Raw genomic sequence first — 25,104 nt, 5'->3', positions numbered from 1 at the left:
ACTATGCAAAACATGTTCCAAATATTACTCGGCTATATATTTACCTAGTAATGCAAAATCTAAATGGCGTTTGACTAAGTCAGTGTCTTTAACCATTACTACTACTTCATCGCCTAATTGATATGTATTTTTAGTACGTTCACCAACAAGAGCGTATTGCTTTTCATCAAAGATATAATAATCCCCTTTGATATCTCGTATTCTAACCATGCCTTCGCATTTATTCTCAATTATTTCAACATAAATTCCCCACTCGGTTACACCACTAATTACACCAACAAACTCTTTGTCTTTGTTGTCTTGCATAAATTTTATCTGCATGTACTTTGTAGAATCTCTTTCAGCACTAGTGGCTAAATATTCCATATCAGAAGAATGCTTACATTTTTTCTCATAGAGTTCTGAATTTGCCGATTTTCCACCATCAAGATAATGTTGTAATAATCGATGTACCATTACATCAGGATAACGACGAATAGGAGAAGTAAAGTGTGAATAATAATCAAAAGCTAATCCATAATGCCCAATATTATCAGTTGTATAAATTGCTTTACTCATACTTCTGATAGCCAAGGTATCAACAAGATTTTGCTCTTTTTTACCTTTTACGTCTTCAAGAAGTTTATTTAATGAAGCACTCACAGATTTTCTATCTTTCAAATCAATTTTATGACCAAAACGAGAAACTATTCCGTTTAAGGCTATTAACTTATCTTCATTTGGCACATCATGAATACGATAGATAAAAGTTTTTTTAGGTGTTTGTTTACCAATAAACTCAGCAACTTTTCTATTTGCTAACAACATAAACTCTTCTATAAGTTTATTTGCATCTTTTGATTCTTTAAAATAAACTCCTTCTGGTTCATTATTTTCATTCAAATCAAAGCGGACTTCTACTTTATCAAATGAAATAGCGCCTTGTTTCATTCGCTTAGAACGCATTTGTTTTGCTAATCGATCTAAAGTTAAAGTTGCTTCAACAATTTCTTTTGAAACGGAATATGCATTTTTACGAATTGATATTTCTTTTGGAATATCGCCATTACCTGTTTCTATAATATGTTGTGCTTCTTCATAGGCAAATCGTTCATTTGAATTTGTAACTGTTCTACCAAACCATTGGTTCTTAATCTGGTTATTTTTATCCATTTCAAAAACTGCGGAAAAAGTATATTTTTCTTCATTAGGCCTTAATGAACAAGCATTATTAGATAAAACTTCTGGTAGCATTGGTACAACTCTATCTACTAAATAAACCGAAGTTGCTCTTTCGTAAGCTTCGTCATCTAAAATTGTATCGGGAGTTAAGTAATGTGAAACATCAGCAATATGAATTCCTATTTCATAATTACCATTTTCCAAAATTTCAAATGATAATGCATCATCAAAATCTTTAGCATCTTTTGGATCAATTGTGAAAGTAAGCGTTTCACGCATATCGCGTCTTTTCGCAATTTCTTCAGCAACAATACTTGTATCTATACTATTAGCAAATTGTTCAACTTCTACAGGAAATTCATATGGTAATCCGTACTCAGCTAAGATTGCATGAATTTCAGTATTGTGCTCACCTGGTTTACCTAAAACCTCTATTACTTTAGCAATTGGCGAATCAGCATCTTCAGGCCAATTCTCTATTTCAATTATTACCTTTTCACCGTCTTGAGCTTTTCCTATTTTATCTTTAGGAATAAAAAAATCGGTATAAACCCTGCTATCGGTAGGTCGCACAAAAGCAAAAGTTTTTTGCATATCTAAGATTCCTACAAAAGTAGATTTCTTACGCTCTAAAATTTTAGTGATTTCACCTTCTAATTTCTTACCGTTTTTATTATTGTAAATATGTACTTCAACGGTATCTTTATGAAAAGCCCTGTTTACTCTATTTGCAGCTACAAAAACATCATCTTCAAAATCTTTAATAACAACATAAGCATTGCCTCTGCTTGTCATATCTACGATTCCCGTATGAACTGTTTTTTCACTAACTAGCGCTTTATAACGCCCTCTTTCTTCTTCTTGAATTCTATTTTTTTCTTTTAACTGACCTAATCTTTTAATCAGTTGATTTCTATCTTGAGTATTATCTAATTTTAACTTTGAAGCAATTTGTTTATAATTAAAGGTTTTTGAAGGTTCCTTTTCAAGAACAGTGAATATTCCTTTAGTTATTTCATTATTTCTATGATTACTTGCTTTCTTTTTCTTCTTTGACATTAATGATTTTGTTTGTACGAAAATAGCGATTTATAAATCCAAATCGTTTCTCGTTTGATCTTATCAACACTTATTATAAGTATTCTATTTTTTCTTTTAATTAAATTTAAAAAATGGTGATGATGATGGTATGTTCATAATAGGTATAACTAATTTAATAAATAGTTGCTATGAAACATATTTTGACTTTATCTACATTTTTTCAGATTGTACTCTAGTTCATTATCAAACTATTAAATATTTTATCAACTGATATTGATAACTGATATCAACAACTTTTCTTGATAACAATATTTGTAAACATTGTTAGCAGACGTAAATATTTATTGAATAAATAAGGGTTAAAAAAGTAGAACTAATTTTCTTGTCGATCGATAATTTTTGTAGACATAAAAAAATGTTAACGACAAAACTTAGAAGTCATTTTTTATGTGGATGTTGTCAACAATTTTGATGGTACTTATTACAGACAAATAAACAACGCATGTGGTGTACTCTAAAATATTTGTTGTGAAAATACTGAATCTTGTTGTGTAGCGCTTCAATTTGTACCTTTGAGGCATAATCCTTTATATATAATCATGAAAGTTGCAATAGGAAACGATCACGCTGGTACAGAATACAAATTAGCAATAGTTGGACTGTTAAAATCCAAAGGTATTGAAGTTATAAATCATGGTACTGATGGCACTGATAGTGTTGATTATCCTGATTTCGTACATCCTGTTGCAAATGACGTTGAAAATCAAAAAGTAACTTTTGGAATTATAATTTGTGGAAGTGGTAATGGAGCTTCAATAACGGCTAATAAACATCAAAAAGTGAGATCTGCTTTATGTTGGACAAAAGAGATTGTACAATTAGCACGTGAACATAATGATGCCAACATTTTAAGTTTACCAGCTCGATTTATTTCTTTACCACAGGCACTTGAAATGGTAAATACTTTTTTCGACACAAATTTTGAAGGTGGAAGACATGAGCGTAGAGTAGAAAAAATTCCTTGTTCATAAATACATTGAGTTTGGTTTAAAACCTGTATTTAGGCAAAAAAAATTTCGGCTTCGCCTATTTTTTTAGTTACAGGCCTTTTTTGATGTAGCTCTTATATACATTAATTATACTATTATTTTTTTGAGATGAAATAGTCAACTAATAAGCAGTTGAACAGTAATGGAGATATTTGTAAAAACGTTTGACAATCTTACAAAAGAAGAACTATACGAAATACTTCAATTGAGAGCAGAGGTGTTTGTAATTGAACAAGATTGTATTTATCAAGATATAGACGGAAAAGACCAAAAAGCATTGCACGTATTTGGAATTAAAAATAACCAAATAACAGCCTATACAAGAATATTTAAACCAGGCGATTATTTTGATAAAGCTAGTATTGGTAGAGTATTGGTAAAATCAACACAGCGGAAATATGGTTTTGGCGAACTAATAATGAAAGCATCAATTACAGCTATTCATGAAAAATTTAGAGAAGAGACTATTCATATTTCTGCACAATCTTATTTAAAGAAATTTTATAATTCATTAGGTTTTAATCAAGAGGGTGAAGAATACTTAGAAGATGGTATTCCGCATATAGCAATGATTAAAAAATAAAAAAGGGTGCTATGCACCCTTTTAATAGTGTTCTTGTTTAAAGAATGGTTTAAATTCTTATTGGAGTTTTATTCGTTAAATTAATGTCAGATAACATGTTATCTGTAAATTTATAATGCCCTCTAGTTGTTATAATTTGAAAACGATGCGATTTTAATCTACTTAACGCATCTAAAAACAACCATTTTGTTTTTAAAAGCTTCGTTTTTTGTGACTTAAGACTAAGGTCAAAAAAATATTTTCGTCCGTTTTTCTCTGCAACAATATCTGGTGTAATTTTAGAGTCGCTGCCTTTTCTCAAATAGGATTTAGGAATATCGTATCCCTCAACATCTGCTTTAATATTTTCAAAACCAGTTGCTTCTAGGTGAATAATCGACTTTTCAATAAACGCTTTATTTTCTTTCTTTTCTGTTTTTGTCATTTCCTTAAGATAAAAAAATAGTGGTCAAAAACAAATTATAAGCGTTGATTAACAAGGCTTTATGATTATTATGTTAAAAAAGTTAATTCGTGATTTTAATAAAATTTTAATTTAAGTTGTTTGTAAACCAATCAATTAATGGTTGATTTACATTGTTAGGATCGGGTAATCCACCACCAAGATATAAGCCAAAAGCGTCTTCATGATATGCGTGATATGTAAAATGAATATTATACTTTTTTAATAGGTCATACATGTCTGATACCCAAATTAAACCACCTTTATCGTTTTGAAAACAAGGTGTACCAGCACCAAATTCACCCATATATAAAACTGAATTTTTAGATTCAGCCCAAGCAGAAATTTTACCTAAAAAATCGTCTAAAAAAGCCTTATTTCTTAACAATATTTGACCATTGGTTTTGTAAAAATCTAAACGAATTTTACCTCCATTGGCATTTGCAACATTTTCGCCTTTCATCCATCCGCTAATTTGATAAGAAAAGCCTTGATTAACTTGAAATTGAATTTTGAAATTACTCATGTTACTATCACTTGTAACACCACTTATAAAGAGACTACTATTATCAACATGGCCTTCAGTGGTTGATAGACCATTATTTCCTGTGTTATTTTGACTCCAAAAAGACCAACCCTCTAAACTGTTTAGATTTAGTTGATTTATGTTACGCACAAAATTTCCGTCAGCATCAAACTCTTTAATTACAATATCATCAAAATATACTGTACCGTTAACTTCAGCAGCAACTAATGACGGTGCAGCTAATTTTATTAAAGTATCATTTACAACATACTTTATTCCTTCAAAAAACGTCCAATCTGTATTGCCTTCCGGTAGACTAGGGTTGTCAAAAGTTGCCGTATACCATTCAGCGTTATCAACTTCTATTATATCTTCATCTGGGTATTTACCCCCATCACCAAGCTCTGCAAATTCTAATAATTGGTGTGAATATAAATAAGGTTCATAACCATGAAATTCATAGATAATATTTTCTCCTGAGACATCCGGAAAATTAAAATTCTCATCCTTAGTATAATTCCCTTGTACGTAAATTGCTTGTTCAATAAAAATTAAATGATTTTGATTTACAGTTCGAATGTCATTAATTAACCGTTGCGCCAAACTACTCCATTGTTGCATTGATTGACTTGGTACGGGTTCATTTACTGGTCCAAACCCTGCAATTTGCACCTCGTCTTTATAGCGCTCGGCTATTTCAACCCATAATGCCGAAAGTCGATTTTGATTTTCTACATCATCCCAAAGCGCGTCACCCTCACCTTGCGATTGATAACCACCTTGTGGCGCATGCATATTAAGTATGAGGTAAATGCCATGTTTTTTTGCCCAAGAAATATTTTGATCTATCCAATCCCAGCCACTTTGTTTATATGTATACGGATTAGAATCATCTTCAAAAAAGCTATAATTCATATAAAACCGAATAGTGTTCATTCCCATTTCATTTACCCGTTGAAAATCAATTTCGGTATGATGTTCTTCCGGAACGGGAGCATTGTTCCATATAAAATTATTGAAAGCCACCCCTTGTAAATAGATTGGATTTTTATCAGCATCAACCAAATGTCTGCCGTCTAGTTGAATTAAATTATTTTCAACTGTTTCTTCATTTTCCTTTTCTTCTTCTTCTTCTTGATTTTGAGGAGGATTATTTGGTACGGTAGCATCGTCATTTTTACATGATAAAATCAAAAAAAATAGAAGAAAAGCGGATAAAATAAGCTTTTTCATAATGGGGATTTTAACTTAAAGTTACACAAATTCATTTAAGTGCTTTTTAGGAGAAAAAGACTGCTAAGTCTAAAACATTTTTGTTTTATCGGGGTTTAGGTGGCCAAAATACTTTTAAAGGGGACTTTTTTGGTTGAAATGTAAGCTTTGGGTTGAGTTGACTAAAATGGCAATAAAGAACAAACCTATAAGTTTGTTAATTTGAAAAAAAACGCGGCTTCGCCGCTAATTATTAAACCACGGCTTTATTTATACGAATTAAATTTATAAACTAGATTTTCTCCATTAGTTGGTTTTATTCTTAAAAAGTGAAAAAAAAATTCTAGAATTAAACCAGGCTTTTTTTTAAGAATTCAATAGCATGATAACCTTCCATTTAATTGATTTTAGCTTGTAAAAAGGGCAAAAAAAAATCGAAAAAAGAAACTAGGCTTTTTTTATGTTTATAGAATATGAAATGTTCACTTAATATTTCATTAACAAGCTTAATAGCTTTCTATCTAATTTGTGACCATACCAATCTTCATAGTCAACGTCCTCTCTACCGGAGTTTAAAATTCCGAATGTTCCATCAAATTCCCATAAGGCAAAACCAATTTCATAGCTTTTAAGTGTTCTTAGCAAATCTTCAAACCATGCTAAAAATACATGATGCGGGGTTTTATTATAACATCCGCATTCACCGCAATGAACGCCAACACCTTGTTTTATTAAATCTACCCATGGTTTATACATTTCTTCAAGCATAGCAACACTTAAATATTGATCGCCTACTTGTCCGGGCCATAAAGGGGTTGGCAAATTGGTTGAATCTTTAAAAACCCATGGCGCTTTGTAATGAGAAATGATACCTGGGTTATACCCCCTACAGCTTTGGCCAATATTTAAATCTGTAATTTCAGGTATTACTTCACTGCCAATATTATTGCCATCTGCAATAATGAGGTGATTAGGGTTTGCCTTTCTTATGGCTTTTGAAGCTGCCAGTGCTAATTTTCTATAAAGTTCTCCTGGAATTGCCGAGCGTTTAGAGAACTGGTCATTCATATCTTCTCTAACACATGGCTCATTTAATAGGTCAAAACTTATTTTTTCATTTGAAACATTTTTAAATCGTTTCGCCCAGAATTTCCAGTGATAACAAAAATCATCAAGCGCTTCCTCATCTGTCCATAAATTGTAGGGCTCATTGAAACCTGCATTAACACAAAAACCAGGTGCCCTATGTAAATTTAGACTAACATGAAGTCCGTGTTTATGTGCTAAGTGAACCACGTTTTCAATTCGATCAGTTGCTTTTCGGTCAATCTTTCTTATTTCTTTTGGAGTAATATCCTTGCTTCTGTCAAATTTTAAATAATGAGGATAAGCCATTGGCAGACGTACAAAATCAAAACCCCAATCAGCCATCCATTTAAAATACTCTTCATCAAAGGCCCTATTATTTGTTGGGTCTGGCGAAAAAAAGTTTAAAAAATTAAAGCCCTTCCAACGCGGTAATTTGTTCTTTGGTAAAGCAGTATTTAATAACGAAATATTAGGTGAAACTAAAACTCCGCCTGCGGCAAGGCTAGACTTTTTAACAAATTCTCGACGGTTAATAGAAGACGGCTCATTCATTTTTTATTTCTTAACGTATGAGTTTAAATGATTGAAGCGGACCATTATTTACCGCACCAAGTACATGTTTGTTTGCACCTGATTTTATTTTAACAAGCTTCTTTACATCGTAAGGCATATAGAACCCACTGTTTCGACCAGCAATTGGTTTAAATTCGTTTTTACCATTACCTAACAACAACAAACCAGCACTAGCATCGTTTCTTGTGGTTTCAATTTCTGAAACATATAAATTGCCAGCAATCAGGATATCTTTATTATTATCACCATCAAAATCGTCTATAATAATATCGTTTATCGAAGATAGTTGTGCTTCATTTGGCAAAGGCGTCATCTTAAAATTACCTTCTCCTAAATTTTCAAGAAAAGCACTTGCAAAAGTATTTGCTTTATAATGTAACGCAGGACTTAAATTATCTAACCCGTAGACATCATCTAAATTTGCGGATGCAAATTGTGTATAGGAGGGAAAGGTGCTTTTAAGTTCTGGAATTTGTTGCGCAGAACAAGACCTGCCACGTAATGGAAAACGTTCGCCAAAATTATAATAACTTAATACAATGTCTTTACTACCATTACCATCAAAATCATTGTAAAAAACTTCAAATGGCTCTTTGCTGTTGGTTTGATATTTATAGTTCAAACCTAAGTTTCCTACAACAAAATCGGTATCACCATCATCATCAATATCACTAGCCGCAATACTATACCACCACCCTTCAGAATTTGGAATACTTGACTTTTTATTAATTTTTTCAAATGTTTTACCATTAAATTGAATAAAAGTTAAAGGCATCCATTCACCAACCAACACTAAATCGGTTTTTGAATCGCCATCAAAGTCAGCCCAGGTGGCATCAGTTACCATACCAATATCTAATAGGTCTTTGGCTATCGCTTTAGTTACATCTACAAAAGTTCCATTTTTGTTTTCTAAAATCCTACTGCTGGTTGGTTCAGGATAGTTCCATGGTACATGCCTTCCACCAATAAACAAATCAACATCGCCATCATTATCATAATCGAAAGGCCGCACACAAGAACCGCTTTCTCTAATTCCAATTGGTTTTTCAGTGGGTTTGAAAGAACCATGACCGTCATTCAGATATAAACGATCTAGATATTCGTTGGCATTTTTACTCCATTTATTACCGCCACTAACAACATATAAATCTAAATCTCCATCACCGTCAAAATCAAAAAATGCGGCATCAATGTCTTCAGCCCAAGTATCGTTTTCAAAAGCGATTTGTGATTTTACTTGAAAGGCTCCTGATGAATCTTGTATAACTAATTGTCCTGGGGTTCCAGTAGCTCCACCAAAATAAAAATCATCTAAATTATCACCGTTAACGTCTGCAACTGCTATCGCAGGACCAAATTGAGACATTTTATGAGGTAAAAGCACTTGTTTTGAAAAATCATCAAAGTAATTTTCGACATGTTCATAACTCAAAAGCGAACTTTTTTCAAATAAAGGTTGGTTAAAAGAGTCAGAAACATAATTATCTTTTGCGCTGCCATAATCTAATGTGATTAATTGATTCGCACTTACATTTGTCTTAAGAGATGTTTTTCCATTCGGCCAAAAGACGGTAAGCGAATCTATTTGATTAGCATTACCCAATCCGAAATGAGCATAATTTTCGCTAGTTGAGTACATGCCTCTAACATTTGTGAATTCATACCACTGTGAAGCTCCTTTAATCTTAATTTCCACTTTAGAGCCAAAAACAGGTTTATGTTCTGAAGCATCAGTTAGTTTTACCCTAAGAAATTTTGATTTATTAATTTCAGAACTATTATTACGGTACACAAATGCTTTTTCATTCACATTGTTAATCACTAAATCAAGATCACCATCATTATCTAAATCAGCGTAAGCTGATCCATTTGAAAAAGTTTTTTGGTTCAAACCCCATTCTTCTGTGATTTTACTAAACTTAAGATTGCCGTTGTTTTTAAAGGCATAATTTGAAAGTTTTTGAGAAGGCACTATTTTAAGGGCATCTTCTAGATCAAGAATATCCCAGATGCTTACTTCGCCCGCATTGGGGTGTTCTTCTACCCACTTATAAGAAACATCTTGAATATGTTTTGAAAATTTTGAGTCGGCATCGGTGTTTCTAATATCTCTAAGCAGACCATTGGTGACATGAATATCTTTAAAACCATCATTGTCAAAATCAGCAATTAAATTTGACCAACTCCAATCTGTACTAGAAACTCCACTTAATTGCGCAATGTCACTAAAGAAGGGCACTTCGTTTAATTTGCTTTGATTTAACTGCAAAGTGTTATACATATATTGGAAGTGACCTCCATTTTCTACAACATTCCAAAAAGCTTTAGGATCCATTCCGCTCATATTAGCTTTAAGTCTAAAATTATCTTCAGCCACCATATCTAAAACCATAATGTCTTGCCACCCATCGTTATTAATATCAGATGCGTCAACGCCCATACTAAAATATGAAATGTGTCGCATTGAGTTTTTCATAATATCACTAAATGTGCCATCACCATTATTCAGATATAAAAAATCAGGAGCTTCAAAATCATTGGCTACATATATATCAGGCCACCCATCATTATTCAAATCACTAACCGACAAACTATTGGGGTAGCCTCCTTTTAGCAAACCAGCTTTTACAGTAACATCAACAAAATTGTTACCGTTGTTCTGATATAGTTTTGGAGAATATTCTGGACCAGGTTTTGTACCATATAATTCAGAAAAATTGCCTGGGTTGGGGGGTTGATTAAGAACAAACAAATCTAAGTCGCCATCTTTATCATAGTCGAGAAATGAAGCATGTCTAGTGCGTTGATTATCGTCTAAACCATATTTTTCAGCACTTTCTTGAAATACTGGAACACCATTTTTATTAACACCTATATTTATATATAACTTGTTTTTTCGAAGATCTGGTCTGTTATCGTATAACTCTCTACAAACGTAAATATCTATTAGTCCATCATTATTGATATCTGCCAAAGCCACACCAGATGACCAACCATTATTGTTTGTAATTCCTGCGTCTTTGGTTATGTCCCTAAATTTTAGCCCCCCTTCATTTAGGTATAGTCGATCGGCTACCTGATTTCCTGTAAAAAAAATATCCAATAAACCATCATTATTTACATCGGCAACGCCCACACCGGCACCACCATAAAAATTAGAATAGATAAGAATATTATGTTCCTTAGAATCAACAATGGTGTTTTCAAAATCAATTTTGGTCTGTTCACTTTCAAGAAGGGTAAAAAGAGTGCTTGAACGTTGTGAATAAGCTTCAAAATGACAACAAAAAAGTGTCATAAACAGACATTGAAAAATTTTGATAAAGGTTTTCATTTATAGTGATTATTGCACTAAATGTACAAACTTTCGATTTTTTCATTACAAGAAACAAATTTTAATATTCTAAAAATATTTTCACGAAAACGTTGTAGTAACAACGGGTTACTGCCATTTTGGCTATTAACACAAAATTAGGAAGTCTTTAAAATTTTATAGTTTTATTAAGAATTATTTGCTCATATTTATAAAATATTTAACTTCAAATCTCAAAATCGCATAAAATGAAGGTTTTGAAAACTCAAAAACAATAGAATTAACTCAATTATTAACTAACCTAATTAAATATGAAAACACGAATACTAACAGTATTATGTGCGGTGTTCTGTGCCAGCTTTGCTTGGTCTCAGAATGCAGTATCTGGACAAATCACTGACTCGGATGGTTTACCGTTGCCCGGAGTAAATGTGATTATTGAAGGCTCGACCGTTGGGGTCGTTTCTGACTTTGACGGTAATTACAGTATCAACGCCCCTGAAAATGCTGTTTTGGCATTTAGTTATATTGGCTATTTAGAACAAAGCGTTGCTGTTGGTGCTAAAAGCACCATTAACTTAACAATGCAAGAAGACGTAAGTCAATTAGATGAGGTGGTGGTAACTGCTCTTGGTATAAAGAGAGAAAAGAAAGCGCTGCAATACTCTGTTACAGAAGTTGGCGGTGATAAGCTTACTGAAGCCCGTGAAAACAACTTGGGTAACGCACTTGTTGGTCGTGTTGCTGGGGTTAGCGTAACAAAACCCTCTACAGGGGTTGCAGGATCAACTCGAATTGTAATTCGTGGAAACAAATCTATTGGCGGCCAAGGACAACCACTATATGTTGTTGATGGGGTGCCAATGGATAATTCAGGATTTGGCCAGGCCGGTATGTGGGGTGGTGCAGATGAAGGTGATGGACTTACAAGTATTAACCCTGACGATATTGAGTCAATGAGTATTCTTAAAGGAGCAAATGCTTCTGCACTTTATGGATCTAGAGGTGGTAATGGAGTAGTAAATATCACCACCAAAAGAGGTACTAAACGTAAAGGAATTGGAGTTACTTATTCTGCAAATGTTGTTTTTGATGCATTATATGATCAAAGTGAAAAACAGACAAAATATGGATCTGGGGCATACGTAACAGGAGTATCAACAAAACCTGGTACTGCTCAACAGGCGTTTCAATGGGGAAATGTTGGATGGGGTCCTGCACTTGATGGAAGTCAAGTTATACAATTTGACGGTGTCGAAAGGCCTTATTCGTACACTGGTAATAATTTTAGAAAGTTCTTTGAAACTGGGCATTCTTTTACCAATAGCGTTTCAATGAGTGGTGGAGGTGAAAATCAATCATTTCGTTTTTCAGTGTCTGACTTAAGAAGTACTAGTGTTATACCGAATTCTGGTTTTGATAAAACAAATCTTAGTATGAGTACAAACGCTAAGTTTGGAGAAAAGCTAACTCTAAGTGCTAAAGTGCTTTATTCTCATGAGGATGCTAAAAACAGACCTTCGATTTCAGATTCACCAAATAATGCGATACAAGCAATTTGGAGAATTCCTGCAAATGTTGATGTTAATTATTATCGAGGAAATCCTGATAAATTAGGGTCGATTCCTGACGGAACAAGTGACGCACTATTAGCCGTTTATGGGCAAGGAGGTGATCCTAAGTTTCCTGGGCAAGAGTTGTTACCCGCTGCAAATAACTGGGGGCAAAACCCATATTTTGCAACGCATGTTTCTGAAAGAAGTGATATTAGAGATCGTGTAATTACTTCAGGATCCTTACGATACGAACTAACAGATTGGTTATATGCTTCAGGAAGAATAGGCATGGACTTTTATACAAGAAGAAATACAACTTTGACACCAGAAGGTATTGGGTACAATCTTGGAGGTAGTAGAAGTGAGGGTTCTACTAATGTTCGCGAAGTCAATATTGATTGGATGTTGGGTGTTGACAAAGATTTTGGAAAGTTTAATCTGAATGCCTTTGTTGGTGCGAATCAAATGAAACGCAAATATGAGCGTATTGATGCAAATGGTACTGGCTTTAACGTTCAGTTTTTTGATGCCATAAATAATTCGGCTCAAAAAAGCTTTGGATATGGCTTTAGTGAAAGTGGTATAAATTCTATGTATGGTTCTGCGGAATTTAGTTACAATAGTATATTATACTTAACAGCAACGGCACGTAATGATTGGTTTTCAGTATTGAATCCAGAATTCAACAGTATATTTTATCCATCATTAGGTGGTAGCTGGATATTTTCTGACACCTTTGGGACGAAACCATCTTGGTTAAGCTTTGGTAAGTTTAGAGCTTCTTGGGCGCAATCAGGTATTGTTAATCTTAATCCGTACGATACTAATTTAACATATTCGCTGGGTGGCGATGACCACTTAGGATATACGCGAGCTGCTTTTTCTTCTGCGGGCGGTACAGCTGGGAACATTCCGAACCCTGTATTACAACCGGCATTATCAACTGAAATTGAAGCTGGTATAGATTTACGGTTTTTTAACAATCGTTTAGGTTTCGATTTCACCTATTATAAGCAAACAACAACAGATGATATTCTTAACGCAACCATTTCAAACGCTTCTGGTTTTGGTTCGTCAAGTGTAAATGTTGGTGAAATGCAAAATGATGGTATTGAATTCTTATTGACAGCCACGCCTATAAAAGGTGATTTTACTTGGGATGTATCTTTAAACTTTGCTAAAAACAATAATAAAGTTATCTCTTTAATAGAAGGTAGTGAAGAATTGGTTGCAGAAGAACCTCGAACAAGAAATGTTCGAATTAAGCATATTGTTGGCCAACCTTTCGGTGTTATTACTGGTAGAGTACAGCAAACTACGCCTGATGGAACTCTAATTTTTAATGACGATGGAACACCACTGGCTAGTGCAGATTACGTGCCAATAGGTAATGGAGTTCCTGATTTTACAGGTGGTGTAAATAACACTTTTAATTATAAAGGTTTCAATCTTGATTTCTTAATTGACTTTAGATCTGGAGGCGAGATTTTCTCTGGAACAAACAACCGTTTAACACAACAAGGGTATCACCAACAATCATTAATTGGCCGTGCTGGTGAGGCGCCTCTTCATATTACCGGTGTTACAAATTCTGGTACTGATGATGCTCCAAATTATGTTCCTGTTGATAGAGATTTAACGCCAGAAGAAGCTCAAATATATTGGAACAGAGTCGGAGGCGAAAGTACCGCTATTACCGAAATGTTTATTTATGACGCATCTTTTGTTAAGTTAAGACAATTGACCTTAGGGTATTCTTTTCCTCGAAAGTTTTTGGAAAAAACATTTATTCAAAATTTAAGTGTTTCACTAGTGGGTAGAAACCTTTGGGTTATCGATAAGAATATTGAAAATGTTGACCCAGAATCAGCATATTCTTCGAATGCCGGAGCGCAAGGATTGGAATATTTTGCAATGCCCTCTTCACGTAGTTACGGGTTTAACTTTAAGATAGGATTTTAAAAATGTTAAAAAAAATAAAGATGAAATATAAAAAAATAATATGGCTTCTTGTTGGCGCGATTTTGACATTCACTGCTTGCGACACCGAAGAATTACATGACCTTAACATTAATCCTCAAGCGGTTAATGAGATAAATATGAATTTCCTTTTCTCAAATGCTGAATTAAGTTTAGCTGATGGAAATGCATCGGGTAATCGATATTTAAATTGGAGAACGAATGTTGGCTATGCAGGGTATTGGATGCAACATTTAGCAACATTAGGCAATAGTTTAAACCAAGCAGGTGATAAGTATTTTGTAAATGTTGAAGCAGATGACGCCCCTTGGGATTACGGTTATAGCGATCAGTTAAAGAATTTAACTGAAGTTATAAAACAAACCGGTCCGGGTGGTTTTGAAGAGGGCAGACGCCTTAACACTAGACAGGCCGCAAGAATTGTAAGAGCTTTTGTTTATTTAAGATTGACTGATTTTTATGGTAACATTCCATACTCTGAAGGCGGACAAGGCATCGAAGGTATATTCTTTCCAACTTATGATACGCAAGAATCTATTTATACTGCTCTTTTCCAAGAATTATTAGAAGCTGGTGCAGCAATAAGTACTGCTAACGTAGATGATGGATTTGCAGCAGCTGATATGATTTATCAAGGTGATATTACGAAATGGAAAAAGTGGGCTAATTCAATTACTTTAAGAATGGCAATGCGCATTTCAAAAGTAAACCCAGGTTTAGCTGCAGAAAAAGTAAACCTTGCACTTTCTGGTGTAGGTGTATTTTCGAGTAACGATGATATTCCATGGATACCGCATTCTGATGGTCCAAGCCAATGGGTAAATCAAAACGGATTATCAAGAGCTTTTATAGGGGGTGATGGCGGACAATCTAGAGTAATGAGTAAAACTTTAATCGATGTATTAATGGGTGCTGATGCTGCTAGTGTTGCCGACGATGACCCTCGCTTAATGATATATACTGATGGTGCAAATGGGAACACTGATCCTTTAGCACAAGAAGGAATGCCTAATGGATTAGACTCTGGCACACTTGATGTTTATACTGGTATCGTAGGGTCTGACCCAAATGCCATATACTCTAGGTTAAATAGCTTGTTCTTTAAAACCGATAGTCCATATAAATTGATGAACTATTCCGAAGTTGAGTTTTTACAAGCCGATGCAAAAGAAAGAAACATTGGAAGTGTTGCTGGTACTGCTGCAGAACATTATAACGCAGGTGTAAAAGCTGCAATGCAAATGTTTGAACCATATGATGCTAGTTTTGTAATTTCTGACGCAGCCGTGGATACTTACCTTGCTCAATACCCTTATACTAGTGGTACAGCTGGTTTAGAAATGATTGGTGAGCAAGTATGGATTAGTGAATTGTTAAATTGGTGGGATGCTTGGAATTATTGGAGACAATCCGGTTATCCAAATCTAATACCTGTTGATTATCCAGGTAGTATTACTGGAGGTCAAATACCAACAAGATTGGTTTATCCTTCAAAAGAGGTGGCTACAAACAACGAGAATCTTCAATCTGGAGGCACATCACCAAATACACATGTAGGCAAAGTTTGGTGGGATGTAGATTAAATATAAAATCATTTTAAACTGTAAAACGGGCATTTAGAAAATGCCCGTTTTTTTGTAAAAAAATTTAATTCTTGTCATTAAGGTAAATACCATCCCCTTCAGTTCCCATATAGGAACCCCATGGCGAAGCCTCTTCAAAATTGATAGAAGTGCTAATACTATTTATTTGCATGCCTAAAAAACTCAATAGGTCGCCATTAGAACTATAATTTTGAACATGAATAATATCTAAGTATCCATCGTTATCTAAATCGCCCAGCCAAGGTGTTGAAAAAATATTCTTGAAACTCATTGCCCCATCAATTCTATTAGCTGTTTTTGATTTAAAATCAAGTGCAATTAACTTGTTTTCTATGGTTAGATTGCTATTATCAGCATAGCCTCTTTCACAATCAAATTCATTAATACTAATAATTACCTCGTCTATGGTATCATTGTTCAAATCATAAACAACAGGTGAAGAAAACCCAGTACAGCCCAATGAATTTTTATAGACTATTTCACCAGTAGCCCCGTCAATCATAATTTGCATAGAACCTGTATTGTTTGGCCAAATTCCATGACTTACAAATGTGAAAAAATCTGGTATTGAATCTTCTGTAAAATTGCCTACGGCAAATCCATTACTCGATTCTGTATCTGGTACATTAATTTGCCAAATTACCTTTTGATTGGTACTGTTAACTGCGAAGGCTGTACTACCGTGGCTTATTGCGACTATATCATAATAACCATCACTGTTGATGTCAGCTATGGATGGCGGAGCAATAAAACCGTGTCCTTCTTCTGATGCAATTATTTTAGCCTTTGAAAGGTTTTTTTTCTTAAAATCGGAGAGTTTAGCTAGATATAGGTTTCCAGAAATTGTTTCTCCCCCACTGCCAAACACTATAAACTCTTCGCCTGTTTTAGGTTGTTTAAAGTATATCGGAGACATGTATGATTCCTTTCCATCGGGCATTATATCTGCCGTTAGTACTTCTCCTGTTTTTGAATCTAGAATCATTAAAACTCCTGGAAAACGTTCTTTTTCAGACAATGGTTCGGCTAATACATTGCCACCATTTACAGTCAATAGTTCTGGATACCCATTTTCATTTTGATCCGGTATTAAAACACTATTGTAGAAGTTATATTTTGCATATTTTAATATTGAATCATTTTCAAATTGATATTCATATTCCCAAAGCTTTTCACCAGTACTACCATTTAAAGCCATAAATATAGATGACCTTCCGGTTATAAATATATCAGAAACACCGTCGTCAGTAATATCATGAAATGTTGCTGAGCCAAAAACTTGATCCTTGGCATCTTGCTGCCATAGCAGCTCTCCGTTCTCCCCATTTAGAGCTAATACTCCTTGATCTGTAGGCTTATTTTCTCCTCTGGCCGCACCTATTACTATATCAAGAATACCATCGTTATTTAAATCAGCTGTGCGAGGTGAAGATTGAGAACCAATTTGATAGAACTCTTTTTTCCAACGTAATTCACTTTTCTTTTTATTGCCACAACCAATGATTAGTAGAAGTATAATACTAATACAAAGTTGTTTGATTAAACTTTTAATTAAGAACATATTTTGTCATATAGTGATTTACCTATTTTTTCTACAACACCAACGACCAAGGCGTTACCCATAAAAAATGCGCGCTTTGTATCTGAAAACCCCTCAAGTTTTGTGTGGTTGTCAGGAAACATGTTTAATCGTTCAAGTTCTAAAGGCGTTAATCGTCGTAAACCTTTTGAAGTTTTTATCACATGCTTAAATCGTGAGGCACTTCTGCCTCCTTCACCAGTAATTATTGTTCGAGATGCTTTGTTTGGTGATTCTGGAAAAATCATAGAACCTTCGCTGTAGCTATATTGAAAACCACTTTTAGCGGTACGTATCTCCTTTTTTGCTCCTTTCAAATATTCCCATTTCGGATAATCTTCCAATGGAATATAGAATTCATCAGGCACTGAATCAACTTGTAACACATCACTTAAAACAGTAAATTTTCCATTATAATTTGATGTTGTTTTAGAGGTATATGCTTGCCCATTAATAAAAACACCTGAATTTTCAAAAATCGAAAACGTTCCGTTTTTATTAAAATTATTAGATATTTCGACCAAATCATCCTTAATTTCAATGGTTTTTGGTGATTTATTGTCATTTATTACAGAAAATTCAGAAGCTATAGTTCCTAATTTATAAATCCATTCTGCTTTGTTTGACTTCTTTAAAGATTTGTAAATCTGAGTCGATTTATGATAACCCAAAAAGAATATTCGTCTTCGTCTTTGTGGCATTCCATAATCGGCAGCATTTATAACACGCCACTCTACTGCGTAACCTAAATCATCAAGACTTTTGAGCATAATAGCAAAATCACGACCTCTTTGATGCGAAGGTGATTTCAGTAAACGATCAACATTTTCTAAAAAAAGATACTTAGGTGGATTTTTTTTCTCCGATAATATTCGATGAATACTCCACCACAATACTCCTTTTTTGCCAATTAAACCTTTTGAGTTTTGCAAAGTAGTTGCAATTGAATAATCCTGACAAGGAAATCCTCCTACTAACACATCGGCGTCAGGTATTTCTGATGTTTTAACTTCGGAAATATTACGATTACTGTGGTTTTTGCTTCCAAATCTTGCCTCATACAAAATTGAAGCATGTTGGGTTTTTGTAGATGGCTCCCATTGATTACTCCAAACTATTTCATAGCCATTAGTACTTTCAAGGCCAAGACGAAAACCGCCAACACCCGCAAAAAGCTCTATGACCTTTAGTTTTTTCATGATATGCAAAATTAGGAAAATAGAACGGAGTTTTGCTTTCTATTATTTTATAGGCCGCAGATTAGTATGGTATAAACTGTGAAATTTTGTTTTATGTATTTTTACACCTTAATATTTTGATTCATGAGCGTATCTATTAAATTTTTCTGGCTAATAGTTTTTGTATTTGCTTTTACAGCTTGTACTAGTACTAAAAATGAAGAAGAGATTCCATTTCAAAAGGAAATTCTGAAATTAAAATCAGAAGTAGCTCCAGATAAAAGAGTTGCGCTTTTTGATATTAGTGTAATTAAAAATAATAACCAATTTATTTTAAAAGGAGAAAGTGATTTACCGCATGCTGTTGCTTTGTTGAAGGAAGAATTAAAATTAAAAAATGCTGATTTTATTGATAGTATTCAAATTCTACCTGCTGCTAATTTAGAGGGAAAAACACATGCAATTATAAATATTTCAGTTGCTAACCTGCGTAGTAATCCTAAACATTCGGCTGAATTAGCAACACAGGCAACCTTAGGTACACCCGTAAAAATTTTAAAAAAGGAAGGTGGTTGGTACTATATTCAAACACCTGATAAATATTTATCATGGGTAGATGATGGAGGTATTACTTTGATGGATGAAAAACAATACCAAAAATGGCAAGCAGCTGATAAAGTAATTTTCACCAAAACCTATGGAAACTCTTATATAAGGACATTAGAAGATGGAATTGTATCTGATTTGGTAGCTGGTGATGTTCTTGAAGTTTTAGAAAAAGGTAAAACTCACTATCAAGTTCGATATCCAGATGGAAGACGGGCCTATGTTCAAATAGCACAAGCCGAGGAGTATAATTTATGGCTCGAAAAGATGAACCCTAATGAAGATGATTTAATTACGACATCAAAAACGTTAATGGGCGTACCTTACTTATGGGGAGGCACTTCAACCAAAGGCATGGATTGTAGTGGCTTTACTAAAACTATTTATTTTTTAAACGGAATGGTTATCCCTAGAGATGCTTCACAGCAAGTTCATACCGGAAAAGCCATAGATTCAGTTCAAAACTTTGAAAACCTTAGAAAAGGCGATTTACTTTTCTTTGGAAGAAAAGCTACTGATTCTACTTCAGAAAAGGTAGTTCATGTAGGTATGTGGATAGGAAATAATGAGTTTATTCACGCTTCAAATATGGTGCGAATAAGTAGTATGGATTCTGAAGCAGATAATTTTGATGAATGGAATAGAAATCGCTACCTCAGAACAAAAAGAATTTTAAAGGAAGAAGGTGAAGCTTTGATTAACTTAACGCAAACACCTTTGTTTAAAGATTGACACTTGTTAATATAGACTATAAAAGATATTTTCTTTTATAACGCAACCGTTTTACCCGTACGGAATGATTCATCTGCAGCTAGAACTATTCGTAAGCTATTGACAGCGTCACGTAAATGGTCGCTTACATCTAAATCTTCAACAATTGTTTTTAAAAAATACTCTTGTTCTAAAAGACACAGTCCGTCATGATCTGGTTCGTCAGAGGTATCTATTAGTTCATCAGGTTTTGTAAAATTACCATTTTCATCTAAAGTGCTGTGATGTAATTTTAAGGCTCCAGTTTTAGAATGATCATCAACGCTGTCTGAATCGCCCTTTGCCTCATCAATAATTGATACACAACCTTTTGGCCCAATAACATCTTTAACAAAAAAAGCGGTTTCACTCATCATTGGTCCCCAACCGGCTTCATACCAACCGACGGAACCATCTTTAAAGCGAACTTGTAATTGTCCATAATTATACATTTGCGGATCAATTTCATCAGAAAGACGAGCACCAATGGCACTAACACTTATCGGAGTTGATTTGGTCATCAAACACATAACATCAACATAATGAACACCGCAATCTACTATAGGTGACATTGAATTCATTAATTGTTTGTGGGTATACCAGTTATCACCAGAACTTTGTTGATTGAGATTCATTCGCATTACTAAGGGTTTACCTAAAGATTGTGCTACTTCAACAAATTTTGCCCAAGCGGGGTGTACCCTTAAAATATAGCCAACAACCATCTTCTTGCCTTTTTCCATGGCTAAGTCAACTAGACTTTGTGCGTCTTCAACGGTAAGCGCTAGTGGTTTTTCTACAAAGACATGGGCATTTGCATTGAGTGCTGCCCTAATATATTTTGCATGAGTATCTGGATACGTATTGATGGAAACCGCATCTGGCTCAGTACTTTCAAGTGCTTTTTCGTAATCAGAAAATGTTGGGTATCCTCCTAATTCCTGGGAAAGATTACCTCTGCTTTCTGGTTTTCTGCTCACCAAGCCTACAATTTCAAAACCTGGTAGTTCATGATATGCTTTAGCATGCGATCTACCCATATTGCCACAACCGACCACCAAAATTTTTAACTTATTCATATAAAATTACTTTTCACTTTAGCTCATACAATTTAACTAAATTTATAAGCAAGTCTACATTTGAAAATTAATCAATGAAATCCATAACACCAATAGTAGCATGAAGATTACTAATTTAATAGTTGTTATTGTTTTTAGTTTCCTTTTTATATCTGGAAAAAATATTGAAAAAAGCGATACTATATCAATTGAAGCTAAAAGACCAAATATAGTTTTTATGATTGCCGATGACTGGTCTTTTCCTCATGCTGGGGTTTATGGTGATAATATGGTTCGTACGCCAGTTTTTGATCAATTAGCAAAAGAAGGCGCATTGTTCGAAAATGCTTATTGTGCCGCTCCTTCTTGTGCCCCTTCTAGAGCTAGTATCCTATTAAGTAAATATCCTCATCAAATGGAAAGTGCCGGAAACTTATGGTCCGTTATACCAAAAAAGTTTCCTAATTGGGTCTCAATTCTAAGAAATGCAGGTTATCATTCAGGAAAAAGTAGAAAAGGCTGGGCTCCAGGTGATTTCAAAGCAGGAGGATACGAATACAACCCTGCTGGAAAGGAGTATGCAGATTTTGATGCCTTTTTAAAAGATAAAAATCCAGCGCAGCCATTTGTATATTGGTTTGGCAGCACCGATCCTCATCGAACTTATGAAACGAATACTGGAGTTAAAACTGGAATGGATATTAATGCAGTACGGGTGCCAGGTTTTCTGCCAGATGTGGCTTGTGTTAAAAACGATATTATGGACTACTATTTTGAGGTGGAACGTTTTGATAGAGAATCAGGCAAAATTATTAATCGATTAGAAAGAGATGGTCATTTAGAAAACACCATTATTATTATGACCAGCGACAACGGAATGCCTTTTCCTAGAGCTAAAGCAAACTTATATGATTATGGTACAAGAATGCCTTTGGCAATCTACTGGAAGGGACACATTGAAGGTGGAAAACGTATTTCTGATTTTATGAATTTTATTGATTTTGGTCCTACTATCTTAGAAGCGGTAGGTGTTGATATCCCAGATTCTTTTCAAGGAAAAAGTTTACTTGAATTATTTTACCCCGACAGAAAAAAATCAGACCGAGATAAAGTTTTTTTGGAACGAGAAAGACATGCCAATGTTAGAAAAGGCGATCTTAGTTATCCTATGCGAGCAGTTCGAACAAAAGAATATTTGTACATAAAAAATTTTGAACCTGAACGCTGGCCAGGTGGTGATCCTGAAACTTATGTGTCTGTAGGTCAATATGGGGATGTTGATAATTCAATTTCTAAGTTTTTAATAATGAATATGGAGGACAAGCCCACTGACAAAGATTATTTTAAACTAGCTTTTAGTAAGAGACCTTCAGAAGAACTATATAGTCTAGCAGATGATGCTTATAATCTAAATAATATAGCTTATAATAAAAAATACAATCAGGTTTTAAATACTATGCGAAATGAATTAAAAATATGGATGATTAAAACAGGCGATTTGCGAGCAACCAAACCACAAACTACGTATTGGGACAAAGTATTATACACTCCAGATTATCAACACTCTAATTTTAATTTGATGGAAAAAATAAAATCATATAAAATGCTTAAAAATGAAAACGGCAAGTATAAAGGCGCCTTTTGTTTGTAACAAATAATATAAGCATTATGGAACATCCAAAGCAAATGCTATAATCTGATTTCCTTTTTCCGTCCCTAATTTTTCACCTCCACAGGCTATAGCAATATATTGCTTTCCGTTTACTTCATACATTGCAGGCGTTGCAAATGCTGCAGCAGGTAGTTGATATTGCCAAAGTATTTCGCCTGAGTGCTTGTCAAAAACCCTAAAAAAACCATCGCGTGTTGCCCCAATAAATAATAATCCATTTTCAGTAACTACGGCTCCTCCATAATTTTCAGAACCAGTATTTTTACCTGCTTCACCAAGTTCAGGAGTTGTTCCAAATGGGACAGACCACAAGTATTCACCATTGTTTAAATTAATTGCATGCATAGTACCCCAAGGAGGTGAAATAGCTGGCAAGCCATTTTTATCGAGAAACTTATTATACCCAGCGTGTTTATAGGGTAAAGCATGTGAAGTTGGAGGGTATTCCGTTGCATCAATTTCGCGTTTATCTTGCTCATTAAATAAGAAGTTAAGTAGCGCCTCCTTTTCTGAATTTGTGATTTGTGGAAAACCAGTCATCATACCTTTGCCTTGAGTAATAATAGTCGTTACATCTTCTTTTTCTAATTTTTCTTTTATACCAATAAGTGATGGAAACCCACTGGCAGTAAGTCCTTCTCTATTTTCTTGATGACAACTAACACAATATTTGAAATATGTTCGCTCACCCAAGGGACGATCAGGAGCAATGCTATCATTTTTGTTCATTTTTAAAATCCAGGCCATCTCATTTGAGTTTACATAGATAATACCATCATTTGGATCTGCTGCGGTTCCACCCCATTCTGCAGCCCCGTCATAACCTGGCAATAAAAAGACAGGGTCAAGCGATGGAGGACCATAAATACGCTTATCAGATTTTGTTAAAATTTCAAGTAAAGAATCTTTATTTTCTGCGAACTCACTAATGTCATTTTCGGTAATAGCTGTTGATTGACGCGCAAATGGTTTTGGTTTAGTTGGTAAGGGTTGCGTTGGCCAGGTGCTTTCACCTTCTAAAGTTGATTTTGGTACTGGCATTTCTGCTATATCAAATAAGGGTTCACCGGTTTTTCGGTCAAAAACATAGACATATCCTTGTTTGGTTACCTGCGCAACAGCAGGAATTTTTTTGCCTTCGCGTTCAATCATTAAAAGATTTGGAGGTGCCGGAGGATCACGGTCCCATAAATCATGATGTGTCATTTGAAAATGCCAAATATACTCTCCGGTTCGGGCATCTAAGGCTAATAGACAATTTGAATAGAGGTTACTACCTTTTCTGATGCCGCCGTAAAAATCAGGTGCTGCTGAACCAGTTGGCACATAAATAATTCCCGACTCATCATCAACAGCCATGCCTGCCCAATTATTTGCGGCCCCTGTCATTTCGCGTTCTTCTTGGTTTTTAAAACCCCAAGTATCGGCGCCTTTTTCACCTGCATCCGGAATAGTTTTAAACACCCATTCTACCGCCCCAGTTATAACATTGAAAGCCATAATATTTCCGGGAGGAGCACCTACATCTTCAGAAACTCGAATAGGCATAACTATAAGGTTTTCAAAAACGGTACCTGGCGTATTAGAAATCACGAATTTGTTTTTGGCGGTTTCTGACAAACCTGTATGCATATCTATTTTACCATCATCACCAAAAGTTGAAATAGGTTTGCCTGTTAAGGCATTTAACGCATACAAATCAGAGCCACGTGTAGAAAAAATGCGTTTATCATCTCCATTTTCCCAGTATGACACTCCTCTTGAAGTAGAATGCCAAATTTGCGTTGAATCTCCAAATTGCCATATTTCAGTCCCTTTTTCAGCATGTATTGCAACTACTCGAAGTGCCGCGGTAACGCCATATAAAATACTATCAACTACAATTGGGTTCATTTGCATTTGCCCCCAATCCTGAGCATTATATGACCAAGCAACTTTTAGGTTTTTGACATTTTCTTTGGTGATTTGTGAAAGGGTAGAGTAGTGGCTGCGTCCAGAATCACCTAAGTACGACGACCAAGTGGAGTACATTTTTTTGTTGGTTGCATTCTCTTTGGATGACTCACAAGACGAAAAATTAATGCAGCAAAAAATTAAAACTGGAATATAAAAACGGATGGCTTTTAGGT

15 protein-coding genes are annotated in these 25,104 nt (G+C 34.6%); 6 read left to right on the top strand and 9 right to left on the bottom strand.

Going from position 1 to position 25,104, the window contains the following annotated elements; all coding sequences use genetic code 11:
- Positions 1–24: 24 nt before the first annotated feature.
- Complete coding sequence (gene rnr, locus JQC67_RS03595) at positions 25–2,220, bottom strand: ribonuclease R (RefSeq protein ID WP_203251498.1); 2,196 nt, start codon at positions 2,218–2,220, stop codon at positions 25–27.
- A gap of 581 nt (positions 2,221–2,801) precedes the next feature.
- On the opposite strand from rnr, the gene rpiB reads away from it, so the two are divergent.
- Together rpiB and JQC67_RS03585 are read left to right on the top strand one after the other, a co-directional pair.
- Positions 2,802–3,233, top strand: a complete 432-nt coding sequence (gene rpiB / locus JQC67_RS03590; RefSeq protein ID WP_203251497.1) for a ribose 5-phosphate isomerase B — start codon at positions 2,802–2,804, stop codon at positions 3,231–3,233.
- Between the two features lie 160 nt (positions 3,234–3,393).
- Entirely contained in the window at positions 3,394–3,834 is a 441-nt protein-coding gene (locus JQC67_RS03585) for a GNAT family N-acetyltransferase (RefSeq protein WP_203251496.1), read from the top strand.
- Positions 3,835–3,883: 49 nt separating this feature from the next.
- On the opposite strand, the gene JQC67_RS03580 is transcribed toward JQC67_RS03585, so the two are convergent.
- From JQC67_RS03580 to JQC67_RS03565, 4 genes are all read right to left on the bottom strand, one after another.
- Positions 3,884–4,258 carry a hypothetical protein gene (locus tag JQC67_RS03580; RefSeq protein WP_203251495.1) on the bottom strand — a complete coding sequence of 125 codons (375 nt, stop codon included), beginning with the start codon at positions 4,256–4,258 and terminating at the stop codon, positions 3,884–3,886.
- A 106-nt stretch (positions 4,259–4,364) separates the two neighbouring features.
- Positions 4,365–6,035, bottom strand: a complete 1,671-nt coding sequence (locus tag JQC67_RS03575; protein ID WP_203251494.1) for a glycoside hydrolase family 5 protein — start codon at positions 6,033–6,035, stop codon at positions 4,365–4,367.
- A 465-nt stretch (positions 6,036–6,500) separates the two neighbouring features.
- Complete coding sequence (locus JQC67_RS03570; protein WP_203251493.1) at positions 6,501–7,655, bottom strand: glycoside hydrolase family 5 protein; 1,155 nt, start codon at positions 7,653–7,655, stop codon at positions 6,501–6,503.
- A gap of 10 nt (positions 7,656–7,665) precedes the next feature.
- On the bottom strand, positions 7,666–10,977 hold the full coding sequence (locus tag JQC67_RS03565; RefSeq protein WP_203251492.1) for a VCBS repeat-containing protein: 3,312 nt from the start codon (positions 10,975–10,977) through the stop codon (positions 7,666–7,668).
- A gap of 326 nt (positions 10,978–11,303) precedes the next feature.
- Here JQC67_RS03565 and JQC67_RS03560 point away from each other — a divergent pair, with 326 nt between their 5' ends.
- Together JQC67_RS03560 and JQC67_RS03555 are read left to right on the top strand one after the other, a co-directional pair.
- Positions 11,304–14,510, top strand: coding sequence for a SusC/RagA family TonB-linked outer membrane protein (locus JQC67_RS03560; protein WP_203251491.1), 3,207 nt, complete (start codon positions 11,304–11,306; stop codon positions 14,508–14,510).
- A gap of 20 nt (positions 14,511–14,530) precedes the next feature.
- Positions 14,531–16,111, top strand: a complete 1,581-nt coding sequence (locus JQC67_RS03555; protein WP_203251490.1) for a SusD/RagB family nutrient-binding outer membrane lipoprotein — start codon at positions 14,531–14,533, stop codon at positions 16,109–16,111.
- A 64-nt stretch (positions 16,112–16,175) separates the two neighbouring features.
- On the opposite strand, the gene JQC67_RS03550 is transcribed toward JQC67_RS03555, so the two are convergent.
- Both JQC67_RS03550 and dcm read right to left on the bottom strand, forming a co-directional pair.
- Positions 16,176–17,693, bottom strand: a complete 1,518-nt coding sequence (locus JQC67_RS03550; RefSeq protein WP_203251489.1) for an outer membrane protein assembly factor BamB family protein — start codon at positions 17,691–17,693, stop codon at positions 16,176–16,178.
- A complete protein-coding gene (gene dcm, locus JQC67_RS03545) occupies positions 17,684–18,910 on the bottom strand; it encodes a DNA (cytosine-5-)-methyltransferase (protein WP_203251488.1) in 1,227 nt (408 codons plus the stop codon). The genes JQC67_RS03550 and dcm overlap by 10 nt, the downstream gene beginning before the upstream one ends.
- A gap of 123 nt (positions 18,911–19,033) precedes the next feature.
- Between dcm and JQC67_RS03540 the strand changes: the two genes are divergently transcribed.
- Positions 19,034–20,227 carry a C40 family peptidase gene (locus JQC67_RS03540; RefSeq protein WP_203251487.1) on the top strand — a complete coding sequence of 398 codons (1,194 nt, stop codon included), beginning with the start codon at positions 19,034–19,036 and terminating at the stop codon, positions 20,225–20,227.
- A 35-nt stretch (positions 20,228–20,262) separates the two neighbouring features.
- On the opposite strand, the gene JQC67_RS03535 is transcribed toward JQC67_RS03540, so the two are convergent.
- Entirely contained in the window at positions 20,263–21,324 is a 1,062-nt protein-coding gene (locus JQC67_RS03535; RefSeq protein ID WP_203251486.1) for a Gfo/Idh/MocA family protein, read from the bottom strand.
- Positions 21,325–21,424: 100 nt separating this feature from the next.
- Between JQC67_RS03535 and JQC67_RS03530 the strand changes: the two genes are divergently transcribed.
- Complete coding sequence (locus tag JQC67_RS03530; protein WP_203251485.1) at positions 21,425–22,954, top strand: sulfatase family protein; 1,530 nt, start codon at positions 21,425–21,427, stop codon at positions 22,952–22,954.
- Between the two features lie 15 nt (positions 22,955–22,969).
- Here JQC67_RS03530 and JQC67_RS03525 read toward each other — a convergent pair whose 3' ends face one another.
- Positions 22,970–25,006 carry an outer membrane protein assembly factor BamB family protein gene (locus JQC67_RS03525; RefSeq protein WP_238934453.1) on the bottom strand — a complete coding sequence of 679 codons (2,037 nt, stop codon included), beginning with the start codon at positions 25,004–25,006 and terminating at the stop codon, positions 22,970–22,972.
- Between the last annotated feature and the right edge of the window lie 98 nt (positions 25,007–25,104).

Origin of the sequence: Aurantibacter crassamenti (genome assembly GCF_016811105.1) — a bacterium.
Taxonomy (GTDB): Bacteria; Bacteroidota; Bacteroidia; order Flavobacteriales; family Flavobacteriaceae; genus Aurantibacter_A; species Aurantibacter_A crassamenti.
Note: the sequence above shows the minus strand (reverse complement) of the source record. Positions and strands in the feature narration are given on the sequence as shown.

Bases quoted from the DNA above. Each gene is read 5' to 3' on its own strand.
- JQC67_RS03535 (WP_203251486.1), bottom strand. From the start codon at position 21,324: ATGAATAAGTTAAAAATTTTGGTGGTCGGTTGTGGCAATATGGGTAGA.
- JQC67_RS03550 (WP_203251489.1), bottom strand. From the start codon at position 17,693: ATGTTCTTAATTAAAAGTTTAATCAAACAACTTTGTATTAGTATTATA.
- JQC67_RS03525 (WP_238934453.1), bottom strand. From the start codon at position 25,006: ATGTACTCCACTTGGTCGTCGTACTTAGGTGATTCTGGACGCAGCCAC.
- JQC67_RS03580 (WP_203251495.1), bottom strand. From the start codon at position 4,258: ATGACAAAAACAGAAAAGAAAGAAAATAAAGCGTTTATTGAAAAGTCG.
- JQC67_RS03540 (WP_203251487.1), top strand. From the start codon at position 19,034: ATGAGCGTATCTATTAAATTTTTCTGGCTAATAGTTTTTGTATTTGCT.
- rpiB (WP_203251497.1), top strand. From the start codon at position 2,802: ATGAAAGTTGCAATAGGAAACGATCACGCTGGTACAGAATACAAATTA.
- rnr (WP_203251498.1), bottom strand. From the start codon at position 2,220: ATGTCAAAGAAGAAAAAGAAAGCAAGTAATCATAGAAATAATGAAATA.
- JQC67_RS03575 (WP_203251494.1), bottom strand. From the start codon at position 6,035: ATGAAAAAGCTTATTTTATCCGCTTTTCTTCTATTTTTTTTGATTTTA.
- dcm (WP_203251488.1), bottom strand. From the start codon at position 18,910: ATGAAAAAACTAAAGGTCATAGAGCTTTTTGCGGGTGTTGGCGGTTTT.
- JQC67_RS03565 (WP_203251492.1), bottom strand. From the start codon at position 10,977: ATGACACTTTTTTGTTGTCATTTTGAAGCTTATTCACAACGTTCAAGC.
- JQC67_RS03530 (WP_203251485.1), top strand. From the start codon at position 21,425: ATGAAGATTACTAATTTAATAGTTGTTATTGTTTTTAGTTTCCTTTTT.
- JQC67_RS03555 (WP_203251490.1), top strand. From the start codon at position 14,531: ATGAAATATAAAAAAATAATATGGCTTCTTGTTGGCGCGATTTTGACA.
- JQC67_RS03585 (WP_203251496.1), top strand. From the start codon at position 3,394: ATGGAGATATTTGTAAAAACGTTTGACAATCTTACAAAAGAAGAACTA.
- JQC67_RS03570 (WP_203251493.1), bottom strand. From the start codon at position 7,655: ATGAATGAGCCGTCTTCTATTAACCGTCGAGAATTTGTTAAAAAGTCT.
- JQC67_RS03560 (WP_203251491.1), top strand. From the start codon at position 11,304: ATGAAAACACGAATACTAACAGTATTATGTGCGGTGTTCTGTGCCAGC.